This is a genomic window from Providencia sp. R33 (assembly GCF_019343475.1).
Lineage (GTDB): Bacteria > Pseudomonadota > Gammaproteobacteria > Enterobacterales > Enterobacteriaceae > Providencia.
The window spans coordinates 213,359-237,037 of sequence record NZ_CP072453.1 but is presented as its reverse complement, the minus strand read 5'-3'; the positions used below and the strand labels follow the sequence as shown (position 1 = coordinate 237,037).

Sequence of the window (23,679 nt, the reverse complement as noted above, 5' to 3'; positions counted from 1 at the left end):
ATTACTTAACAACTTAATTATTCACTGATTGCTTAACGCATAGTGGTTAATTTTGGCCCATAACCCTTGAGATTTCACCAAAGAAAGCTCTTAATTACATTTCCTTACTCTGCCTCGCCCATTCAAGCCAGCTTTGGAAACCCGCTATTAGAGCATAAAAATCGGTTATTTCGTACTCATCATCGCTTTTTTTGTTTGCCTTGTGGGTGCAGTATTCGCAGGGTCATCGGGCCACAAATGCTTTGGATAACGCCCTTTCATCTCTTTTTGGATCTCTTTGTAGCTGCCTTGCCAAAAAGCACCAAGATCTTGCGTAATTTGCAGTGGTCGCATGGCAGGCGATAACAAAGACACCGTTAACGTCAGTTTTCCCTGAGCAACGGTGGGGTTCGTTTTTTCACCGTACATTTCCTGCATACGGATCTCAATAAAGGGAGGCTTGTCTAAAGCGTAGTGAATACTCACATCGTGGGAAGATGGCGCGTGATAATTTTCTGGAAACTGACTATGCAGCCACTGCTGCTGTTGCCAATCCAAACGATTGATTAATAACTTAGCCAAATCAATTTGTTGCAATTTTTGCTTGTTTGTCACGCCATCCAAATAAGGCTCAAGCCACTCATCCAGAGAATCCAATAGTGCATTTTCATCAAAGTCAGGGAAATCGACCTCAGGAAACAATTGCTTTGCCAATGTGCAACGAATACACAGTTGCAGTGCATCTTCCTGCCAATTTAGCTGTTGTAACCCATTTTGCTTTAACCAGTAAACCAATGCTTGGCGAATTTCTGCTTTATCTGGATTTGTGAGCCGCTCTGATTTCACCACCAATTGCCCACATTGTAAGCGCTTCCATGCTAGCAAGGTACCTTTTTGCTCATCCCATTCAACGGTTTCTTGTGTGCTAAATAAAAAAGGGCAATCTGCTTGTAACCTTTCAATTTGAATAGGATAGGCTAATGAGACTCGCGCATCCGCTGAGTTTTCAGGCTGCCATAGAGAGACAACCATTAACCAAGGCGTACCAACTAGCGGATCCGATTCAGTCAGGGATACGCCCAACCCGCTGGCGAGTTGGTAGCGAAGTTGGTTATCGCGGGATTTGGCGATGCGGTCTGGGAAAGCCGCGGCTAATAATGTTGGTAACCACTCACTTATTAATTCAGCTTGCGTCCCAATTTCCCTTGATACTTTTTGTTCACTCAGCACTGATGCACGTTTGCACCAATTGTCTGTCGGCCTTTCGATAAAATTGCGTAAGTCACATCCCCCATTACGTGGGGGTTCTTCAATGATTGCCGTGAGCAATGCGGCGAGCTGAATCACATTTTTATTTTGGCTTTCTTGCGCTTTACAGAGCATCGCCGCTGTTCGCACCTCGCTGCCAAAAGCCGCCATTTTTTGCCCCAAGGCAGTCAACTTGCCTTGGTTATCCACTGCCCCTAATTTTGTTAATAAACCCTTCGCAGCGGCAATGGCAGGTTGTGGCGGTAGCGATAACCAACTTAATTGTGCCGTATCATGGCATCCCCATTGTAATAAGGAGAGCCATAATCCACTGAGATCACTTTGGTTAATTTCTGCTTCGCTAAACTGTGCAGCACGTTCAGCTTGTTCTTCGCTAAATAAGTGCCAGCAAATCCCTACCTCCAAACGACCTGCCCGTCCTGCTCGCTGAGCCATTGAGGCTTGGCTAACTCGCTGTTTAACCAGTTTTGTCAGCCCTGAGCGTGGGTTAAATTGCCCAACACGTTCAAAGCCGCTATCGATCACTAAACGAATACCTTCAATCGTTAAACTGGTTTCGGCAATATTGGTTGCCAGTACCACTTTGCGTTTTCCTTCAGGGGCAACTTGAATGGCTTGTTGTTGAGCTTGCAGTGAAAGTGAGCCATATAATGGGCACAAAAGTATGTCCTCACTTACCATGGAGGAGAGCTCTAGTCTCACTTTCTCTATTTCCCCCACTCCTGGTAGGAATAAAAGTAACGAGCCTAATTCTTGTTGCAGTAATTGCCATACCTGTGAGGCAACTTCTTTATGGAATAACTTATTAGGGTTAATTGGATGGTACTCACGCACAACAGGGAAAGTTCGCCCTTGAGAGGTGATGACTGGCGCTTCAGGGAATAGTTGCGTGAGCCCTTGGTTATCCAATGTCGCTGACATCAATAAGATACGTAAGTCATCTCGCAGTGCCTGTTGGGTATCTAATAATAGTGCAAGGCCGAGGTCAGCCTGTAAATTTCGCTCGTGAAATTCATCTAAAATAACCAGCCCAACGCCTTCGAGCATCGGGTCATTTTGCAACTGCCGTACCAGTACCCCTTCAGTCACCACTTCGAGACGCGTATGGCGGCTAACGTTGGTTTCTGAGCGCATACGTAACCCTATTGTGTTACCGACCTCTTCCCCGAGTTGCTGTGCAAGGCGAGCAGCAACTGAGCGCGCGGCAAGGCGACGCGGCTCTAACATAATAATTCGACCATCAATCACGCCGCTTTTTAGTATTTCAAGAGGCAATACGGTTGATTTACCCGCACCTGTAGGCGCATTCAATAAAACTTGTGGGGACGATTTTAAGGCAGCCAGTAACGATTCACTAACTTCTAATATGGGTAACACGAAAGTAACCACTCCCTGCATTTAACTTTTGCTATCAGACATTGTAGCATTAGCCACTTTCATCAGTCAGCTTATCACTGGTTAGCAGCACGGAGACCTTATGGAATTTCATCCCCCTTTACAACCCGCCACATTAATTAAGCGTTACAAACGGTTTTTAGCGGATGTCACCCTGCCAAATGGTGAAGAGATAACAATTCACTGCGCCAATACGGGTGCGATGACGGGGTGTGCAACTCCCGGTGATACGGTTTGGTATTCCACATCTGACAATTCAAAGCGTAAATACCCCCACAGTTGGGAGTTAACCCAAACAGCGAAAGAACACTTTATTTGTATCAATACCCTTCGAGCGAACCAACTTGTTGCTGAAGCTTTGACCAAAAAATGCATTCCAGAATTATCCGAATACAGTGAAATAAAACCTGAAGTGAAGTATGGAACAGAAAATAGCCGAATTGACTTTTTTCTTTCTCATAATGGGTTACCTGACTGCTTTATTGAAGTAAAATCAGTCACTTTACTCGAAGATAACCAAGGTTTCTTTCCTGATGCAGTAACACTCAGAGGACAAAAACACCTAAGAGAGCTAATGCACATTGCGAAAGAAGGAAAAAGAGCCATACTATTGTTTGTTGCTTTACATACAGGTATTCACGTAGCATCAGCAGCTGCACATATTGATAAGAAATATGCGCAATTATTAGAGGAAGCAAGGCAAAGTGGAGTTGAAATACTTTGTTATCAGGCAGATATAACCGTTCAACAAATGTCGCTAAGTAAACAGATTAGTTTTACATCTATTAAATAATATTTTTTTAATAGATTTTTATACGAGGCCGCTGAGTTCTGGGCGCTAAAAGGGAATAAACACGCTCACCCTCACAGCATTACAAAACTCATTGCATGAACGATTGCCAAGAGAGCTCTCTTCTGCTATTTATAGCGACCTTAAATTTTCCCCCTTGGGGTTTTTGTAAAATTTGCGTGTGTAGGAGAAGCATTATGCAAGAAGGGCAAAAACGTAAGACATCGTCCTTAAGCATTCTCGCCATTGCTGGGGTTGAGCCCTATCATGAAAAAGCTGGCGAAGAGTACATGAACGAAGCCCAATTGGCGCATTTTAAGCTCATTCTCGAAGCATGGCGCAATCAACTCAGAGATGAAGTGGACCGGACTGTTACTCATATGCAAGATGAGGCAGCTAACTTTCCAGACCCCGTTGATAGAGCCGCTCAGGAAGAAGAATTCAGCCTTGAATTACGTAACCGGGACCGTGAACGTAAATTGATTAAGAAAATCGAGAAAACGCTGAAAAAAGTTGAAGATGACGACTTTGGCTATTGTGAATCATGTGGTGTAGAAATTGGTATCCGCCGTTTGGAAGCCCGTCCTACCGCTGATTTATGTATCGACTGTAAAACATTAGCTGAAATTCGCGAAAAGCAAATGGCAGGCTAATTGATCAGATGGAGTCCTGAACGGCGCATATTGCGTGCGCCGTTATAAGGGTTACGCTTCGCAAAAATCCCTCATATTCTCATACCACCTTATCAGCATCTTTATTAATCACTTATTTTTGCTATCATTTTTGATAAAATTAATGGTTAGCAAACGAATACGTTGTTAGGCATTCGACAAAAACATAACTTTTTAGTAAATTTTTTTTATTGGATTTTACTGTGCATTTTTCAGGTTATAATTTAAATAAAGTGCAATATCATCGCGGAAAGTCCCTTTAATATAAGGCATTCCAAGCTATAGCTCGCAAGTTTTAGAACAATATTTTTTATTTTTCGAATGATTTTTATTGATAAAAAAAATGATTAGACATGACTTTTATTCGTTTAACCATTCTCAAAGAAACTTCAGTGAGCTATGATTAGCCGCTTATTTTGTTTATTGAATATTGGTAATGACATCGAGGTGTACTATTTTTAACCGAGTAGCAAATTTCTGCCGTAACATTTTATCTCGCAATACAACTGCATCGAATGGTGAAGATGCATTGCAGCACACGCATACTCAGCGAGATACCTCGGCAGCCGGTAAAAGGCCAGTCACTCATTCCGATAAGGAGCAAATGTCTCCTCGTCGTCGGAACACTAAACAAACGCAAAAAACAGCGTCTATTAAAAAAACGGTTCGTCAATCTCAACGTGCCGATTCTTCGCCTGAGAAACAGCCTACAATGACAACCGAAAATAGCGAAAATATTACTGTTATTCCGCGTTCTGAACATACAATTTCCCGCAGTGACATCAGCGATAATGCGCTGAAAGTTCTCTACCGTTTAAATAAAAGTGGCTATGAAGCCTACTTAGTTGGTGGCGGTGTTCGCGATTTATTATTAGGCCAAAAGCCAAAAGACTTTGATATCACGACAAATGCAACGCCAGAGCAAATTCGTAAGCTATTTCGCAATTGCCGCCTTGTTGGCCGTCGATTCCGCTTAGCACACATTATGTTCGGTCCTGAAATTATTGAAGTTGCAACATTCCGTGGTCATCACGACCAGAATGTTTCAGATGATAAAAACCTGTCATCACAGGCGCAAAATGGCATGTTGCTGCGCGATAATATTTTTGGTTCTATCGAAGACGATGCTATTCGCCGCGATTTCACCGTTAACAGCCTGTATTACAACATTGATGATTTCACTTTACGTGACTACGTCAATGGCTTGGCCGATCTTAAAGCAGGTATTATTCGCCTGATTGGCGATCCTGAAACCCGTTACCGTGAAGATCCCGTTAGAATGTTAAGAGCGGTACGCTTTGCGTGTAAGCTGAATATGACTATTGAGCCAAAAACCGCAGACCCTATTCATCATCTAGCTCCATTGTTAAGGGAAATCCCTTCTGCAAGGTTATTTGAAGAATCGTTAAAATTACTGCAAGCAGGACAAGGCTACTCAACGTACAAGATGCTCAAGAAGTTTGGTTTATTTGAGCAGTTATTCCCTGTTATTTCGAGCCGTTCCAGTGAAAATGGTGACTCGCCAATGGAAAAAATCATTGAGCAAGTCCTTAAAAACACAGACTTTAGGCTTAAGAATGATAAGCGTGTAAACCCTGCGTTTTTATTTGCAGCCATGTTATGGTACCCCGTTACTGAGCATGCAGAAAAGCTATCTCAAGAAGGTGGCCTCGCCTATTATGATGCCTTTGCCCTTGCGATGAATGATATTTTAGATGAGCAATGCCGTTCAATTGCTATCCCTAAACGTATCACGACAACAATGCGTGATATTTGGTTGTTGCAATTACGTTTGCCGCGCCGTCAAGGTCGCCGTGCCAATAAATTAATGGAGCACCCAAAATTCCGTGCTGCCTTTGATTTATTAGAGCTTAGAGCCAATGTAGAGCATCGAAATGAGCTGCAAGAGCTGGCATTATGGTGGGCAGATTTTCAGCAAGCCAACAATATTAAACAGCGTGAAATGATTTCTGAGCTAGGTAATGCGCCGACTCGCCGCCGCCCTCGCCCACAACGCTCCTCTCATTCTGGGGCGCGTAAACCGAACAAATCGTCATAAATAGAGAGTGCGTTATGGAACAAGTCTATATTGCTATAGGAAGTAACCTTGGTGAGCCACTTAAGCAGGCGCAGCAAGCTATTGCAGCCTTAGACGCTATTCCTGATAGCCGTGTTATTGCCACCTCACCTATTTACCGTACGAAGCCTTTGGGGCCTCAAGATCAGCCAGATTTTTTAAATCTGGCTGTGTGCCTTGAAACAAGCCTTGAGCCCGAAGTATTGCTCAACTACACCCAACAGATTGAGCTTGACCTTGGGCGCGTACGCAAAGACGAACGCTGGGGGCCTAGAACCCTCGATCTCGATATCATGCTTTTTGGTAATCGTGTTATTAATACGCCACGATTAACGGTTCCGCATTATGGGCTGAAAGAGCGTGAATTTATGTTATATCCGCTCAGCGATATCGCCCCTACCTTTGTTTTTCCAGATGGCGAGTTGCTATCTGAAAGACTCACACACGTCCCGCGTAACGGCTTACTATTTTGGGATATCAACGCCTAAAATAATCAACCTCTTCTGAGGTGTGGTCGTTGGGAGATCATTTCCGGAGGTTATTATAATGAAACCAATTTCTCTGGCTGATTTATGTCAGTTTAAAAAAGACAAACGCAAATTTGCAACCATGACAGCCTACGATGCAAGCTTCGCTCAATTATTTTATGAGCAAGGAATTCAAGTGATGCTTGTTGGCGACTCATTAGGTATGACTATTCAAGGTGAAACCAGCACCTTACCTGTTACCATCGAACAAATTGCCTACCATACTCGCTGCGTCCGTAAAGGGGCACCCAATGCCTTTATCATCGCAGACATGCCATTTATGAGCTACGCCACCCCAGAACAAGCTTGCGCTAATGCCGCTATTCTTATGCAGGCAGGAGCGAACATGGTCAAAATCGAAGGTGGTAGTTGGTTATGCGATACAGTCAAAATGCTAACTGAGCGTTCAGTGCCAGTTTGTGGTCATTTAGGGTTAACACCCCAAGCCGTTAATGTATTGGGTGGGTACAAAGTACAAGGTCGTGACGAAGTGACGGCTAATCAGCTAGTAAAAGATGCGATTGCCCTCGAAAATTCAGGAATACAGTTATTAGTACTTGAATGTGTGCCAACCTCTTTAGCTAACCATGTCACTGAAGAGCTGTTATTACCTGTTATTGGTATTGGTGCAGGGAATGGAACTGATGGGCAAATTCTGGTGATGCATGATGCATTAGGCATTACAGCTCGCCCACCGAAATTTGCAAAAAACTTTCTAGCACAGGCTGGAAATATGCATGATGCCATCCGCTTATATATTCAAGAAGTGGAAGAAGGTATTTACCCAGCTGAAGCGCATTCATTTTCCTAATCAGCTAATATATAAGGATTAGTTATATGCTTATCGTTGAAACGGCGCTAATACTTCGCCGCGAAATCCGCCGTTGGAAGCAAGAGGGCAAACGCATCGCGCTTGTCCCAACCATGGGAAACCTGCACGATGGTCACTTAACCTTGATTGACCAAGCCAAGCAGCAAGCCGACATCGTCATTGCAAGTATTTTTGTTAATCCAATGCAGTTTGATAGGCAGTCTGACTTAGCCAATTACCCGCGCACATTGCAAGAAGACTGTGAAAAACTCAAACGCAAAGGCGTAAATTTAATTTTTGCACCATCACCACAAGAGTTTTACCCTGAGGGGATGGAAAAACAAACATTTGTTGAAGTTCCTGAGCTATCCACTATGTTAGAAGGCGCGAGCCGCCCTGGACATTTTAGGGGCGTAGCAACGGTTATCACAAAGCTGTTTAACCTCATTCAACCTGAAATTGCTTTGTTTGGCGAAAAAGACTATCAACAACTCCAACTCATTCGCAAATTAGTCAGCGACCTATCATTTGATACACAGATTATCAGCGTTCCCACTGTAAGAGCAAAAAATGGCCTTGCACTGAGTTCACGTAATAATAACTTATCTGCTGATGAGCTAAAAATCGCGCCTATGCTGCATCAAATTATGCAACAAGCGGGAGAAAAATTGGTGCTTGAGCCAAATTCATCTGACGATATTATTATTGAGATGAATAACCGCTTACGTGAAGTTGGTTTTACCCCTGACGAGCTGTTTATTCGCGATGCCGAAACGTTATTGCCACTCAGTGATACAAGCAAACGTGCGGTAATTTTAATGGCAGCATGGTTAGGTCAAACCCGTTTAATTGACAATTTGCAAGTTGACCTGCAACGCGATATTTCATAAAAATAAGTCACTTATAAGAATAAAACAACACATTGCAATTACCGTGTTCATAGTGTTAGTGATAACGCTGTCAATCGAATAGCTATCATTTTTCAAACGCATTCGATTCACAGCTAGGCGGTAAGTTATTGAGTCCCTAGGAGCATACATAAGTATGTGACTAGGGCAAAATAACGTCACCAACAACGCTGTGAACCGAATGAGGAAGAAAAAAAATGTTAAGAAGAATGTTACAAGGCAAACTCCACCGAGTCACGGTCACTCAAGCAGACCTGCACTACGAAGGCTCTTGCGCTATCGACCAAGATTTTATGGATGCTGCGGGTATCCTTGAATATGAAGCTATTGATATTTATAACGTTGATAATGGAGAGCGTTTTTCAACGTATGCTATATCTGGCGAGCGAGGCTCAAAGATTATTTCGGTTAATGGTGCTGCTGCACGCCGTGCCGCTGTTGGCGATAAATTAATCATTTGTTCTTATGTACAAATGGAAGATGAAGACGCTCGCCTGCATAAACCCAAAGTCGCTTACTTTGATGAAAACAATGTGATGAGTCGAATTGCTAAAGCCGTTCCTGTGCAAGTGGCCTAATCGAGTGGGTTAAAGTGCTTTCGTTCTTGCACTTTAACCTTTTATCTATAGGTTATTTCCACGTCAATATTGGCATTTGCCTTACCTGGCGTGATTGTTTGTTCCATTTGGACATAGTAGGAAGAAAAGTAAAGAGACGTCTTTCCATTAACCCCCGAAGAATGGATCGTTATATTACGATTTAATACCATCCAGTGCCAGAGTACCTTATCATTACTGTATGAAGTTCGGATCCCAACACCATCAGCCCCCCCAGTCACTCTTGGGAGTATTAAGACCGTGTTATCTGCTGTGTATCCACTGCCTCTTAACAGTGCTTCAATTTTTGTATCTTTATCGCAATCAAGGTCAATTTGCCATTTGACATCTTTCGTCTGCGATCCCACTTTATTACCAAAATTGTTTGCACCAATCAAATGGTCACCAAGATTAACATCTAAGGTACGAGAAGACTTTACTGAACAAGTATTCGCGGCAACTCGCCCTGTAATATTGAATACTGCATCGTAACTTACCGCCTGTGCTGAAAATAAAAATGCCGCGATAAACAGAGTATTAAGGGTACCTTTCGTGATTTTATTCATACTCTTCCTTAATTGTTTTTGACGACAAAGGTAATCGATGCATTTGCGTGCCCCGCAGTCGCGACATTATCAAGCTGCTTATATCGTGCTCTAAGGCGGACATTATTGCTTCCTGATGTGGTCCCACCAGTGCTAATTAGCGTACTGACAATATTAGCATCTTTCGCTTCCCAGCGATTGCGCTCAGGAGAATAGGCTTCTATTTGAATGGCCATTCCTGTCGCTGCTCCCTCTGTTGTATCTATTTCAAACAATTTTCGATCTTGTTTTGCAGACGTTCCTTCAAGCGCACCAATGACTTGGGCATTTGCGGTACTACAATTAAAAACCAGATCAAACTCTACCCAGTCAGTCACTGCATTTCGAGGAAAATGACTGCCATCTCCCCCTAAAAACCAAACTCCTAAATCTACGTTTTGTGCAGCTGAACTCACACTGCATGTCTGCCCGATCATCGAGCCCGTAAAATTGACTTTAACATAAGCATCTGCCGCTAACACATTCACGGAGATTAATAATGACGCAATTGAAATCAATGATTTAAATATATTTTTCATTAATCAATACCTTTATTATTTATACACAAGCGTCAAAGTGACTTGTGCATTCCCATTACTTGCTTTAACGTCATTGGATGTTTTCACATATTTAAACTCAAACGTTTTTGTTATTGTTGGGCTCAAACTGGCTTTATCTAAAAGTACATATGCATAATTGCTCGAGAGAGAACGGTCGCCTCCCAGTCTTAAAGGCGATGATTTTCCAGCTTCATATACACGCACAGCAAAGCCGGGATCATCCCTTTCATCTTCTAAATAAACAATGTCGGTGTTTAAATTCGTTGGATGCAAGTTATCTGCTATGGTGTATGCCACTGACATGACCGTTGGACAATGGATCGTAATAGATTGTTGCGCTTGCCCAAAAGTCTCACCCACATTCAGTGCACGTACTTTCGCAATATCATGTACACCTAAATCAACGGATTGACGCGTTGATGAAACGTTACACGTTCTTTGCGCCCACGAAATTAGCGTTGAGGCGGGTAATATTTCACCAACGGAAGTTTTCCAACTCACGTTTCCACTGCATTGCACCTTGATTGGATCATAATGGGTTAAGGTTTTTTCAGTGCCAGAAATATCGCCTTGAACCGTCTTCACGTACATCATTTTGGCTTCAAGCTGCAACGCCGAGGTTCCTGCTATGGCATCAATACCGTCATTATTACCAGTCAATGGATACCACTGACTAGTGCCTTGCTGCCGAACACCAATCACATAACCAATCCCCTCTATTCCGCTACTAAAAACAGGGTAATTACCAGAACCGTCTGTGATTGATTGTCCCAGTGGACGGCTATTTATTTGAGGCGTAAATTTGAAATCACCTGGGGCTTCAGCCACACACAGTTCGCTATTTGCAGTCGAATTGAATTGCTTCCAGCCGTTGCCCAAAACGGCTCCTCTCGGTAGCTGGTGTGTTGCTGCATCAATCTCAAGATCGCCTAAATTAATACGAAACTGGCCAACACCTAAAGCACTGTAGGTAAAAAACGTGAGACCAACTAGTGTAATTATCTGTTTTATCTTCATATTTCACCCTACTTTTTATTGGCAATTTACGGGAATTATTGGCAAATGCTGTTTTAAATGCGTTGGCGTTAATTGGTATTGCGCTGTGCATTGCTCTTGAGGTCCCTTACCCCACTTGATCTTTAGGCGACCATTTTCTGGCATGCCGCTAAGGTAAACTTCGCCGTTATCCCCAACAATACCTGAGCTCATGTTGCTATCTTCATTTTCAGCAAATTGAGCCATTGCACCAAATGGTGCTGGTTTCCCATTATGTGTCACATTGAATAATATTCGGTAACCAACGTGGGTTTGATAATTGACTAAAATTGCAGCCCCTTTGGTCGGGACGACATTGACCGTGTTCGATTTCAATTCAACATTATCGGGCAGAGAGTCGATATCGAGTGTGACCTCATTTTTCGTGTAGGGATTCAAGTACGGGACTATCGCATACCCACGTAAATCCGTTGATACATTACTCCGGTTGGTCACTTGAACATTTTCAGCCCCTGGCGCCCTGACAATAGCAAATGAGTCATGAATAGGTTGCCCCAGAGTCACACCGTATGGGTGAGCTACAACCACGCCCGTTAAACCATAATTAGCGCGTTGTGAAAATCTGTCGTAGCCATATGCTGCATTAGCAACACCATAGCTTCCACGATATGAGGCTGAAGCATTACCACTCGCACGGGTATCTTTATTTCCGTAAGATTGTTGTACAGAATAAGAGAGGTTATTTTGTTCCCCTAAGCTGCCACTGACACCTAACATGGCATCTGAATTACCGTTATTATCTGTTGTGATATTGCTGTTAATTGATGTGTAATTACCTTGTGTGTTGTCTAACGGGATACTAATTGAAAAAGAAAAATGGTTATCTGCCTTACGCTGATAAGGGCTATCAGAATAACTGTAATTAAAACTGTAAGTCACACCACCATAATTATTATTGTAACCCGCACTAATTGAACGTTCTTTGCCCGCGCGGTTCCAATAATCTTGTTGATAGCTTGAGAAATAAATACTGCCAAATTCCTGTAGAGACTGGCTTAATGAAACTTGGAAACGGTTCTTTTTATTGTCTCGATATATTTTGGGTTGATTACTATTGGCTTCACTAAATGAATAGTAGCCTTCCGTCGAATAACGATAGTTCGCTAGCGTGACTGTTGTTCCCGTTGCCATGACATTTTTTGAATATTGGAAACGGTAAGATTGCCCGCTTGCGGTATCTTCTTTACCCAGTAAATTTTGGCTATTTCCTTGCGTCACATCGGCAGATAATGCCCCAAAGCCACCAAGGTTAACACCCACCCCAGTCACGTAAGATTGATAATTTTTTGATAATAATGTTCCAACATAACCTGTAATACCTTTTGGTAAACCATAGATTAAGGTTGTTTGAACAAAATCAGGTTCAATTTCATTGGCAGTATTTGATTTATACTTTCCCCCCGTCAATGAATACTTTAGTTGCCCTTCACGTTGCATAATGGCAATCGATGAGAACGGAACAACAAATGAACGCTCGGAACCATCTGCCTCTTTAATGAATACTGTTAAATCTCCGCTAGTGCCCGTCGGATACAAATCATCAATTTCAAACGCACCCGGAGAAACATACGATTGATAAATCACATAGTTATTTTGCTTAATAGTCACTTCAGCATTACTTTGAGCAATCCCTCTAATAATCGGCGCGAAACCTTTCATTGAACTTGGCAACATGGATTCATCACTTTGTAATTGAATACCACGAAACTGGAAACCATCAAAAATCTCCCCAGGTGTTGAAGTATCACCTATGACTAGCTGAGATTTTAAAAAGTTAATTCCTCTTTCTAAGCTCGTTTCAATGCTTTTCCATTCACGATTGCCTGAACTATCACTGTAAGTGGAATAATTATTTAAACGCCACGGCCCGAAATTAGCCGTACTACGAAGGTTTAAGTAATGGGTATTGGTATCTTTAGTGCTGTTTCGGCTCCAGTTGTTTGAACCGCTATAATAGTAATTGAGAATAAACGCAGGGACGCCATTTTCCCATTGACTAGCAGGTACCGTACCCGCAGCTTGTTTATCCATCGCAATTTGAGGAATTGAAAAATTTAATTTTTGCTGATTGAGTTCCAATGTTGATTTTGCATCTGGAATATATTCATTTATCGGGCCTATAATTTGCGCAGCAGATAAAGACGTTAATGAAGGGATTGAATTAACGTTTATCCCCCAGCTTGCTAAATCTTTTTTAGTAATGACTGGAATGAGTTCATTTGAGGATTCGCTCTTAACAAACTCAATTTTTTTCGAATCCATAAGAATGCCATTAACGATAACATCAACATGGTAATCCCCTGCTAATTGGCCCCCTGGGTTAGCAAATTGATCCAAATTAGGCAAATCGGCAATGTTTTGTCCTTCAATAACACTCAATGAACTCGGGCTAAAATAGTCGTTGGCAACAGCATAATTGGCATTGACACCAATGAAGGTGATCGCTGCCATTACGCGACATATTCTTTTCAATCGAAAACTAGATAGCTCATTATGCGAATTAGGAATATAACTCTCACAACTTCTTGATAAATGCTTTTTTGTTGTTATACGGCGCATAATGAAATTCTTCCAACTGATTATTTTAGTGTCTGAGTTTTCGTTTTTGTTATTGTCCCGTGGTCATTAACAGCACTCCAAGTCACTTGGTTTGCTTGGATCCCTGAAATATTCCACGTTGCTTCCCCCATCGGAGGTACCATGCCGGGATCTGTTATTGTCCGTCCACCTACATTTAAATCGCCGAATGAAACATAATATGGTGTTGGATTTTTCGCTTTTAAGTTGCTGCCTTGCTTTTCAAAACTGAGTTTTTCAAAAGCTGTTAATGCGTCAGAAGTCGGTAAACCAGATGGTCGATAAATCAACTTAATTTTGTTATTAATAGAAATGGTTAAGTTATTTGTTGCATTTGGGTCTGACGGTGGAATTGATTTAACATTTAACCAATAGACGGATTCTTTATCTGTCGGCAATTTGGGATCAGTTAAAACAATTCGAATAGCATTTGCTGACTCTGGCTCAATACGAAACAGCGGTGGAGTCACCGTAAAGGGAATTTTTTGGCTATTTTGTCCATCGAAATTATTAACCCATGATTGGACAAGGAACGCCGTTTTATCATCATTTCGAACCGTAATTGACGCTTCTTTCTTGTCACCCTCATAAATCACTCGGGTTCCACCTAATACCACACTCGCATTAGCATTCACTGCGGCGGTGCATAAAAGCGCTAACGTAATAAGAGATTTTTTCAAAATATTCCCCTAGAGAAAAAAGAGGGAACAAACGTTCCCTAATTGAGCTAATTACTGGTTGTACTGAATGGTCACAGTGACATCCGCATTTGCTTTACCTGGCGTCACTTCATTTGCAGTTGTTACATAACGCGCGTAATACGTTTTTTCGCCGTGATTGCCTTTAAGGTCAATACCATCAGCCTCAGTTCCTGGTGTATAGAAATTCGTTCCATTTACATCGCCAGAAATTCCGATACCGACACCACCAGCACTATTTACAGCATAAAGTTTGTTGTTATCCGCATGAGGAGTACCATCAAACGTGACGCGAGCACGACCAAGCGTTGCAGGACAACCACTCAGACCAATGGTTAAAGGTACTGCTTCTGTAATTTCACCCACTTTATCGAACGTATTTGTCATCCAAGTTCCTAACTGGACAATACCCTCATTTTTATTGGTATTATTAACTTCAATCGTACAGGTCGTATCAATAAATTGACCTCTGAAATTAATCGTACCTTTTGCATTACCACTATCAATTGCCGCATGAGCAATACCCGAAAGTGAAGTAGCAATAATTGATGTAATTAATACTGTTTTTTTGAAATTCATAGTGACCTCATCTATATCAGTAAATATTTATTAATTATGTACAGGCGCAATATATAAATTACTCAATAAAGAACTATTACCCTGAATATTTAATTCACAAAAAGTATATTAGCCTTTTTTAAGTAAATCCATATTACGAGTGAATACTGTTTATTTAACTTATGCTAAGTTATTTAATTTCAATAAAACACCTAAAAAGAACATTTTTAAAATATAATTCTTTATATATACCGATAGCGATATGTTAACGATATCAACAAGAGAAAAAAGAGAAGGGGATTTTATTAATTGAACTGTAACAGCATATTACCCCATTAATTAAAAATAACAGGTGATAAGTATTTGCAACTTAAATATTATCAAATCCAATATACTAATTAACATAAAAAAAACATAAATAGAATTAGAGCCTGACTAATTGACTAGTTACAGTTTTTAATGTCAGATTACCAGATAAAAATAACGGTAAGTATTTTTACTATAGCCATACAACTAAATAGATATTTAATCAAAAAATTTGACTTTCATTCAAAAAGCTTAACTATTTCCTGAACGATTATTCAATGCATATCAAAAATGGGAAAAGAAAATTTATCACTTCGATTTACTGTCATTTATTTCTTTACTCAAAAACATCTTCACTTAGCGTTATCATCCCCTCAGATACGTAATATTACGCAAAAAAAAGCCGCATCTAATAAATTAAATATAACTATTAGATACGACCTTATTTTATTTTACGTATTTATACTTAAATTAATTAACTACGAAGTCCTCTACCTTGCTCAATTAAATACCAAGTCAATAAATAGAAAACAATTAAAAATATCATCAATACACCAAGAGTAATGGCGATAGATACATCCGCAATGCCTAGAAAACCAAAACGGAAACCACTAATCATATACACAATTGGGTTTAATTTAGATACCGCCTGCCAAAATGGAGGTAACAGGGAAAGTGAATAAAAAACACCCCCTAAGTAAGTCAGTGGCGTTAAAACAAACGTTGGAACAATACTAATATCATCAAACGTTTTCGCAAATATTGCATTCAATAGCCCCGCCAGTGAGAAAACGATCGCTGTTAATAACAACGTTATGATAACCATAAGCCATGAATGAACTTGTAATGGAATAAAAAATAATGAAACTAATGTGACAAGGAAACCAACCAAAACCCCCCTTGCAACGCCACCACCAACAAAGCCAGCAATAATAATGTGGGTAGGAACAGGCGCAACAAGTAATTCTTCAATATTTTTTTGGAACTTTGAACCAAAAAACGATGAACAAACATTCGAATATGAGTTAGTGATCACCGCCATCATAATCAGGCCAGGGACGATAAACTGCATATAATCTACCCCCCCCATTTCGCCAATACGTGAACCGATTAAATTACCAAAAATCACAAAATACAATGACATGGTAATAACTGGTGGCAGCAAGGTTTGTATCCAAATTCGCCCAAATCGAGTAACTTCTTTTATCCAAATTGTTTTTAATGCAACCCAATACAGTGAGAACATTATGCAATCTCCTTCTCAGCCGTATGGCTTTCTTTTTTGACTAAGCTAACAAATAATTCTTCCAAACGATTGGCCTTATTACGCATACTCAAAATTTGAATACCTTGTTCGTTCAATTGACTAAAGACGCTATTCAGTCCTTGCTCTCTTTTAACATCAACCTCTAATGTTGACGTGTCTATTAATCGAGACTCATAACCTAATAATTGAGGAATAGGACTTTTTGGCATTAAATCAAAAATGAAGGTCTCTGATTCCAATTTGCTCAATAACTGTTTCATACTGGTATTTTCAACTAGCTCACCATGTTGAATGATCCCAATATTGCGGCACAGCATTTCTGCTTCTTCTAAATAGTGCGTTGTTAAAATAATTGTTGTGCCCTGGGCATTTAAATTCTTTAAAAATGACCACATCGAACGGCGTAATTCAATGTCAACTCCCGCAGTAGGCTCATCCAAAATCAATAATTTTGGTTGGTGCATTAAAGCACGAGCAATCATCAAACGTCGTTTCATTCCGCCAGATAAGTTACGAGCACGCTCATCACGTTTTTCCCATAAATCCAGCTGCGTTAAATACTGTTCAGCTCGCTGCACAGCGACAGAACGAGGCACTCCATAATAACCTGCTTGGTTTAGGACAATCTGCAAAACAGTCTCAAAAGGGTTGAAGTTGAATTCTTGGGGAACTAATCCAAGTTGCTGTTTTGCATGTACGACTTGTTTCTCTAAGTCATAACCAAATACTTTAACTGAGCCACTGGTTTTATTAACCAATGAACTGATAATACCAATCGTTGTTGATTTCCCTGCACCATTAGGGCCTAACAATGCATAAAAATCACCATCTTCAACATGTAAGTCGATTCCTCGCAGAGCCTTAACGCCACCTGAATAGGTTTTTGTTAACTGCGATAACTCAAGTGCATACGTCATATATAAAAAAACCCTTTATTCTTAGGACGGTTTGGAGGCAATATACGCTAATGATGCCACTTTTTTCTGCTCTATGTTATGCAGAAAAGTGATAATAGATTTCTATAAGATAATTCAATACGTTACTAATTGAGGGTTGTCTTGTCTAAATGAGTGGTTCATTATACCAATGTTGTAATTAGTATAACTAATTATTAATTAATCAATAAATGTTGTATAAGATTTTATCGCACAGTAACACAACTAGGCTATAAGTCATGATGAGAAAAATCGAAGAGCTGTTTGCTAATAATGAAGCATGGTCAGCCTCTGTAAAAGAACAAGATCCTGAATTCTTCAAAGAATTATCAAAAGCACAAAAGCCAAGATTCTTATGGATTGGCTGTTCGGACAGTCGAGTCCCTGCTGAAAAATTGATCAATGCTGCGCCGGGAGACCTATTCGTTCACCGTAACGTTGCAAACTTAGTTATCCATACCGACCTTAACTGTTTATCGGTCATTCAATATGCTGTTGATGTACTGCAAGTTGAGCATATCATTATTTGCGGCCATTATGGTTGCGGTGGTATTGAAGCCGCAGTAGATAACACAGAGTTGGGCCTTATTAATAACTGGTTATTGCACATTCGTGATATTTGGTACAGACACAGTTCAATGCTGGGTGAGTTAAAACCTTGCGAACGACTGGACCGCTTATGTGAATTAAACGTAGTAGAACAGGTGTATAACCTCGGCCATTCAACTATTATGCAATCTGCATGGAAACGCGGCCAAAAAGTGATGATCCATGGCTGGGTTTACGGTATCAACAATGGTCGTCTTCAGGATTTACATATCACTGCGGATAGTCGAGAAAAGCTTGAACTTTGCTATCGTGAATCAATATCAAACCTGACACAAAAAAAATAATTTAACTTGTTGAAAAGCCCTTTTAAATAGGGCTTTTATTATTTTTATGTCTACTCGCTCTTTAATGCTTAAATAAAAGCCATTCATTCTCTTTCACTAAACTACTAAAATAGAAAGGGAATTTACTGAATTAATTATGCTATTTAAGATATATAAAAAAGGTTGAGTAATTACACTACACTCAACCCTTTAAGTAGACGATGAGTTTAATTACTCTTCAAGTAAAGTCACATGCCCAATGTACGGAAGGTGACGATACTGTTGCGCATAATCAATACCATAGCCGACAACAAATTTGTCTTCGATTGAATAACCAATCCATTCGACAGGTACATCCACTTCACGGCGTGATGGTTTATCTAGCAAAGTACAAATCGCCACCGATTTAGGGCCACGCAATTCAAAAATTTCGCGAACTTTATTTAAGGTATTACCTGAGTCGATAATGTCTTCCACGATTAAAACGTGTTTTCCACGAATATCTTCATCTAAATCTTTGACGATTTTGACATCACGACTTGATGTCATCGCATTGCCGTAGCTTGAAACGGTCATAAAGTCGACTTCATGTGGGACATTAATTTTACGACATAAGTCTGCCATAAAAATAAATGAGCCTTTCAATAGGCCAACAAGAACTAAATCACCTTCAAGGGGTTGGTAATGTGCACTGATTTTTTCAGCTAATTCACTGATTCGTTGAGCAATCTCTTCTTCAGAGATCATGACTTCAAGGGTATGTTTCATCTTCAATTACGCATCTAAAGGAATGGAAAGCGCGTAATTTTACCATAGGCGAGACTCAGATACTAATAAAGGAAAATACAGCACTAATATATTTAATGCTGTATTTTGTCCTAAAACGGAAGCGGCGATTAACTTACCGTAAAACCAAGCATCATGCCCGTATCTTCATGTTCAAGTAAATGACAGTGCGCCATATAGGGGTGTTCTTTCGTCGCAGGGTGTTTAAATTCCACTAAAATTTCGCTCACCTGCCCTTCAACTTTAACAATATCTTTCCAACCTTGGCGATGCGGCTCAACAGCTTGGCCATTTTCTTTTAAGATACGAAAGCGAGTTCCGTGAACGTGGAATGGGTGCAACATCATGTCACCACGCCCTGAGACCACCCAAATTTCTTGGCGGTTCATTGGCGCATCAAATGCAGGATGAGTCATTGAGAACACTTGCCCATTAATCGTATTGGCGTTATGAATATCTAAATCACCTGCACCAGTACCACAGTGACCACCATTGCCCATACCACCACTCATGTTACCGTGGTTCATGTTGCCTTGGCTCATATTCCCATGGTTCATGGTTCCACTGTTCATCATCGCGCCATGGTCCATATTATCCATCATTGCACCATGACCGCCCATGTTCCCCATCGCTTGTGCGCCATACTTTTCACGTAGCATCATCATGCCTTGCATATCTAAGCGCATGTCCATCATCAAATGGAAACGACGGCGATTTAACCCTGCTAAAGAAGGTATTGCGGAGATTGCAGTGAGTGTTGAAGGTAATTTTCCTTCACCATTTGTTAATGTGGTTTCAATCCGAAGAACAGGCAGAGGTTGGTCAAATGGTGCAATAGTCATCCCCATTTGCCCCACAGGTAATGTAACTAAATCAAACGCATGACCATCTGAAGCATCAATTAATACCTCAAAACGCTCACCCATTAAAATCGGTAATTCAGTCAATGCAACGGGTTCAGCAAGTAAGCCGCCATCACTGGCAACAACGTACATTTTACGACCATCACTAGTTGAAATATTCAAACTACGTGCGTTACAACCATTGAGTAATCGCAGACGGATCCAACCTTTTGGCGCAACATGTTTCGGGTAAACCGCACCGTTAGTGAGCATTAAGTCACCAAACCAACCTACCGCAGCACTCATCACATCTAGTTGATAATCGATTTGCCCGTCATCTTTCAAACGCTTATCTTGCAAAATTACAGGGATATCATCAATACCCCAGTGACTTGGCAAACCATGTTTCTCACTATTTTCATCTTTAATCAGGACTAACCCTGCCAACCCCATAGCCACTTGGTAGCCCGTTTTACCGTGGGTATGAGGGTGGAACCAACAGGTTGCTTCGCTTTGATCTATCGTAAAATTAACTTTTCGCGTTGCACCCGGTTGAATAATCGCTTGGGGCCCACCATCCTGCTCGCCTGAGATTTCTAAACCATGCCAATGAACGGTAGTATCTTCCGCCAACTGATTCACAATATTGATATTAACACTCTGACCATTTTTCAAGCTAATTGCAGGGCCAAGTAGATCACCGTTATATCCCCACGTTGTCGTTTTTTTGCCGGGAACAAATTGAGATATCCCTTGCTTAATTGCCAGTTGAATATTGCCCTGTGCATCAGGCTCTAATAACGGAGGGATAGCCAGTGTGGGATAGTTTTCAGCGGCTACCGCGATGCGGCTCCAAATAGGCAGCGCACTTGCAGCATATGTGATAGCACTTAATTTCAAAAAATCGCGACGTAACATTGATAACCTTCCTTTTGTTTATCAAATCAATAATCAATGACAGAGTATATTGAGGGAAATTACCCTTTCTCCGCAAAACATGGTTTAATGAAACAAATGGTAAAGCCTCCCCTTACAGGAAGGTCAATAAACCCACTCAGTAATTATGGGTTTATTACATTCATTTAAGAAAAATATAGTTGACTAACAATTCTATTCTTATGCTAACGTTACTTGACATAGAAACCCGATAGAATAAAGAATGCGCAAATTTATATTAATGATGTCATGCTTAATGACTCTGTTAGGGATAACCAATTCTGCCAGAGCTCTTGCCCCCAACGAAGCTGAAGATCTGGCTGATCTGACGGCTGTTTTTATCTACCTAAAATATGACTGTGGGTACTCACAAATTCCCGATAGAGAAATTGAACGCGCTATCGTTTATTTTGCGAAAAGCAATAAATGGGATTTGAGCAACTACAACTCTGAGAAAATGACTCAGTTAAACAAAGAAAGTTACAACGACTTAAAGGGAATACCGCTCAATCAAGAGTTTAAGTGCCAGTCATTAGCTAGAGATTCTCTCGGTCTGTTTGCCTACGTAAAATAATTCCATCAATGACATTAAGAAAACATGCCTAGAGTTTGTTTGCATGTTTTCTTCTCCATTTTGACACTTTTATTAGCGTTTTTTTGCCCTGCTTTCCTGCCAAAATAAAACAATGGATGGAATGCTTTGGATGATCACCATGCGGATAATATGATTCGACATAACAAACCCAGCATCTAAATTCATCGTAATTGCAGCAAAGGTCATGGCTTCCATACTGCCTGGCGCCCAAGCGAGCAATAATACTGAAATATCATACCCCGTTAACCAAGCTGCAAATACCGTAATCAAGAACGTTAAAATGATATTGATGACGACCACTTGTGCGGAGGAGTAAATATTTTTAATTAATGATGAAAGCGGGAAAACAACAAAGTGGTTACCGATATTCATCCCAATTAATACCATACTTAATTCAGTCAGCATTAATGGAAAATTTAATGGAATATCAACCCAACTTTGTATTAATGTTGCCGCCGCTAATGAGGTTAGCATATAAGGTGCAGGAACTCTGAAACGCTGTAATATCAAACCCGCTATCACCCCAACGGCGACAATCAACAATAGCCACATTGTGGCTGCCAATGTTAATGAAGGAAACTCAATGATCGGCTGCGGATCACCATCGCTCCCAACCACAATCCCTGCTAATAAAATCAATATGATAAGACGAATTGTGTGGGAAATGACAATCTTCTGTGGCGGTGTATGGGTATGATCAGTTAAGGCTAGAATGGCCGCCATTGCACCAGGGACTGAGCCCAACATGGCTTCTTGTTTCGTCCAGCCCACTTTGCGATAAAACCAAAAAAAACTAAAGGAAAATTGCACAGCCAAACACACAACTAACATCAATAATAATAAAAATAAGTTATCAGCTTCATTCAGTGAAACCTGATTAAACATCAAGCCAACTGACGTACCTAATGTCACTTGAACAAAAGAAATTGTATGTTTAGGAATAGCAAAAGAAATGCCAAAACGATGAAAAATAATAACCGCGATGATGGGGCCAAACATTAATGCGAGTGGAACACCAAGGTAAGTTAACCCGCCCCCGATCACCGCACAAACAGCAATCCCCACCACCATCTTGAATAATTTCATCATAAGACATTAACCATTAAGACTATTTATAGCCTTAATTTATATCATATTATTAATGCCAGATGACCTTCGTTTTGATTTATTTATTACGATAGTGATTATTCACCGCAGTTTTATCATTTATTAGTTTTTGATTTGCTTATTTTGACGTTTGGTATTATCTGAAATAGCTTGGTTCATAATTGCTTTAGCCATCCATTGTGCTAATTCTATGACCTGCTGATTATCCATCTTCCAAATATCTTTTAGCACTAAGAAAATCTCGGATCCATAAATAACAGAAAAAGCTTTGATGACCTTATCGACAATTTCCTGCGGATATTCTGATTTCATCGGCGTGGTCACCATCGCAAGAATATCTTTACGATTTCCCCGCTCGAATTGCTTACTTTTGACCTCTTGGGGAGCAGAACGCCCTTGTGCCCATTGTTGTAATGAGGCTTGTAACGCAGCCCTCAAAGCACCTTCGTGTTCAAACATTCGAGGGAAAGCAAACGTCAACAACTCATCAATACGCTCTTCTGTTTTTTCACTTTGTGGACGCCACGTTAAAATTGGCCCTAAGCTTTCATTGACGGTTGCCGTGATTAAATCACTTTGTGTCGGAAAATACCGATAAGCTGTTGCGCGTGAAACGCCTGCTTCAAGTGCCAATTCAGAAACAGAAGGCATCGCACCTTTTTCAAATAACTCTAAAGCCGTAGTCACCAGTAATACATAAGTCCGTTTTCGCGTCCCTTTATATTCTGAAGCTGAATTAGTTTTCGGCATTTAATTGTCCTTAAAATACTGTTTCTTACAACAAGTTTAGTCAATGATACTTAGAAAGCACAAGCGGGAATAAGTATACCTACTCAATAACATACAATTAAAAGATACATATCTCAAACTAACCTGTATATACAATCAAATAAGTTATCCCTATCACAAATTTAGTATTTCAATGATGCATTATATATACCGATGTTAATTAATATTTATGATGTTTTATCAATAAG

Annotated in this window: 22 protein-coding genes; 9 read left to right on the top strand and 13 right to left on the bottom strand. The window is 40.5% G+C overall.

From position 1 onward, the window contains the following. Positions 1–165: 165 nt before the first annotated feature. Positions 166–2,625 carry an ATP-dependent helicase HrpB gene (hrpB, locus tag J6836_RS01215; RefSeq protein ID WP_219246111.1) on the bottom strand — a complete coding sequence of 820 codons (2,460 nt, stop codon included), beginning with the start codon at positions 2,623–2,625 and terminating at the stop codon, positions 166–168. Between the two features lie 100 nt (positions 2,626–2,725). On the opposite strand from hrpB, the gene sfsA reads away from it, so the two are divergent. The 7 genes from sfsA to panD all read left to right on the top strand — a co-directional run bounded on the left by sfsA (position 2,726) and on the right by panD (position 9,005). Then, a complete protein-coding gene (gene sfsA / locus J6836_RS01210; RefSeq protein WP_219246110.1) occupies positions 2,726–3,436 on the top strand; it encodes a DNA/RNA nuclease SfsA in 711 nt (236 codons plus the stop codon). A gap of 194 nt (positions 3,437–3,630) precedes the next feature. Further along, entirely contained in the window at positions 3,631–4,086 is a 456-nt protein-coding gene (gene dksA / locus J6836_RS01205) for an RNA polymerase-binding protein DksA (protein ID WP_004260494.1), read from the top strand. 730 nt (positions 4,087–4,816) lie between these two features. After that, entirely contained in the window at positions 4,817–6,163 is a 1,347-nt protein-coding gene (pcnB, locus tag J6836_RS01200) for a polynucleotide adenylyltransferase PcnB (protein ID WP_255586391.1), read from the top strand. Positions 6,164–6,177: 14 nt separating this feature from the next. Continuing rightward, positions 6,178–6,669, top strand: a complete 492-nt coding sequence (gene folK, locus J6836_RS01195) for a 2-amino-4-hydroxy-6-hydroxymethyldihydropteridine diphosphokinase (protein WP_219246109.1) — start codon at positions 6,178–6,180, stop codon at positions 6,667–6,669. 58 nt (positions 6,670–6,727) lie between these two features. After that, positions 6,728–7,519: a 3-methyl-2-oxobutanoate hydroxymethyltransferase gene (panB, locus tag J6836_RS01190; RefSeq protein WP_219246108.1), complete on the top strand. Its 792-nt coding sequence runs from the start codon at positions 6,728–6,730 to the stop codon at positions 7,517–7,519. A gap of 26 nt (positions 7,520–7,545) precedes the next feature. After that, positions 7,546–8,409, top strand: a complete 864-nt coding sequence (panC, locus tag J6836_RS01185; protein WP_219246107.1) for a pantoate--beta-alanine ligase — start codon at positions 7,546–7,548, stop codon at positions 8,407–8,409. A gap of 215 nt (positions 8,410–8,624) precedes the next feature. After that, positions 8,625–9,005: an aspartate 1-decarboxylase gene (panD, locus tag J6836_RS01180; RefSeq protein WP_219246106.1), complete on the top strand. Its 381-nt coding sequence runs from the start codon at positions 8,625–8,627 to the stop codon at positions 9,003–9,005. 41 nt (positions 9,006–9,046) lie between these two features. Here panD and J6836_RS01175 read toward each other — a convergent pair whose 3' ends face one another. From J6836_RS01175 to J6836_RS01140, 8 genes are all read right to left on the bottom strand, one after another. Then, complete coding sequence (locus J6836_RS01175) at positions 9,047–9,589, bottom strand: fimbrial protein (protein ID WP_219246105.1); 543 nt, start codon at positions 9,587–9,589, stop codon at positions 9,047–9,049. A gap of 8 nt (positions 9,590–9,597) precedes the next feature. Continuing rightward, positions 9,598–10,146, bottom strand: a complete 549-nt coding sequence (locus J6836_RS01170; protein ID WP_219246104.1) for a fimbrial protein — start codon at positions 10,144–10,146, stop codon at positions 9,598–9,600. A 15-nt stretch (positions 10,147–10,161) separates the two neighbouring features. Further along, positions 10,162–11,184 (bottom strand): fimbrial protein, encoded by a 1,023-nt coding sequence (locus J6836_RS01165; protein ID WP_219246103.1) that lies wholly within the window; start codon positions 11,182–11,184, stop codon positions 10,162–10,164. 15 nt (positions 11,185–11,199) lie between these two features. Next, positions 11,200–13,674, bottom strand: coding sequence for a fimbria/pilus outer membrane usher protein (locus J6836_RS01160; protein ID WP_255586297.1), 2,475 nt, complete (start codon positions 13,672–13,674; stop codon positions 11,200–11,202). Between the two features lie 128 nt (positions 13,675–13,802). After that, the gene (locus J6836_RS01155) at positions 13,803–14,480 is read right to left on the bottom strand and encodes a fimbrial biogenesis chaperone (RefSeq protein WP_219246101.1); all 678 of its coding nucleotides are present in this window, start codon (positions 14,478–14,480) and stop codon (positions 13,803–13,805) included. 51 nt (positions 14,481–14,531) lie between these two features. Next, entirely contained in the window at positions 14,532–15,077 is a 546-nt protein-coding gene (locus J6836_RS01150) for a fimbrial protein (protein ID WP_219246100.1), read from the bottom strand. 760 nt (positions 15,078–15,837) lie between these two features. Then, positions 15,838–16,608 carry an ABC transporter permease gene (locus tag J6836_RS01145; protein WP_219246099.1) on the bottom strand — a complete coding sequence of 257 codons (771 nt, stop codon included), beginning with the start codon at positions 16,606–16,608 and terminating at the stop codon, positions 15,838–15,840. After that, the gene (locus tag J6836_RS01140; RefSeq protein ID WP_219246098.1) at positions 16,608–17,546 is read right to left on the bottom strand and encodes an ABC transporter ATP-binding protein; all 939 of its coding nucleotides are present in this window, start codon (positions 17,544–17,546) and stop codon (positions 16,608–16,610) included. Before J6836_RS01140 ends, J6836_RS01145 begins: the two co-directional genes overlap by 1 nt. Positions 17,547–17,803: 257 nt before the next feature. Here J6836_RS01140 and can point away from each other — a divergent pair, with 257 nt between their 5' ends. Next, a complete protein-coding gene (gene can / locus J6836_RS01135; protein WP_219246097.1) occupies positions 17,804–18,457 on the top strand; it encodes a carbonate dehydratase in 654 nt (217 codons plus the stop codon). 210 nt (positions 18,458–18,667) lie between these two features. Here can and hpt read toward each other — a convergent pair whose 3' ends face one another. Continuing rightward, positions 18,668–19,204 carry a hypoxanthine phosphoribosyltransferase gene (gene hpt, locus J6836_RS01130; protein ID WP_219246096.1) on the bottom strand — a complete coding sequence of 179 codons (537 nt, stop codon included), beginning with the start codon at positions 19,202–19,204 and terminating at the stop codon, positions 18,668–18,670. A gap of 128 nt (positions 19,205–19,332) precedes the next feature. After that, the gene (gene cueO, locus J6836_RS01125; protein ID WP_219246095.1) at positions 19,333–20,982 is read right to left on the bottom strand and encodes a multicopper oxidase CueO; all 1,650 of its coding nucleotides are present in this window, start codon (positions 20,980–20,982) and stop codon (positions 19,333–19,335) included. A gap of 241 nt (positions 20,983–21,223) precedes the next feature. Here cueO and J6836_RS01120 point away from each other — a divergent pair, with 241 nt between their 5' ends. Then, on the top strand, positions 21,224–21,574 hold the full coding sequence (locus tag J6836_RS01120; RefSeq protein WP_219246094.1) for a YacC family pilotin-like protein: 351 nt from the start codon (positions 21,224–21,226) through the stop codon (positions 21,572–21,574). A gap of 72 nt (positions 21,575–21,646) precedes the next feature. Here J6836_RS01120 and J6836_RS01115 read toward each other — a convergent pair whose 3' ends face one another. Beyond that, positions 21,647–22,684: an AbrB family transcriptional regulator gene (locus tag J6836_RS01115; protein WP_219246093.1), complete on the bottom strand. Its 1,038-nt coding sequence runs from the start codon at positions 22,682–22,684 to the stop codon at positions 21,647–21,649. Positions 22,685–22,804: 120 nt separating this feature from the next. Then, positions 22,805–23,452, bottom strand: a complete 648-nt coding sequence (locus J6836_RS01110; protein ID WP_219246092.1) for a TetR/AcrR family transcriptional regulator — start codon at positions 23,450–23,452, stop codon at positions 22,805–22,807. Positions 23,453–23,679: the final 227 nt, after the last annotated feature.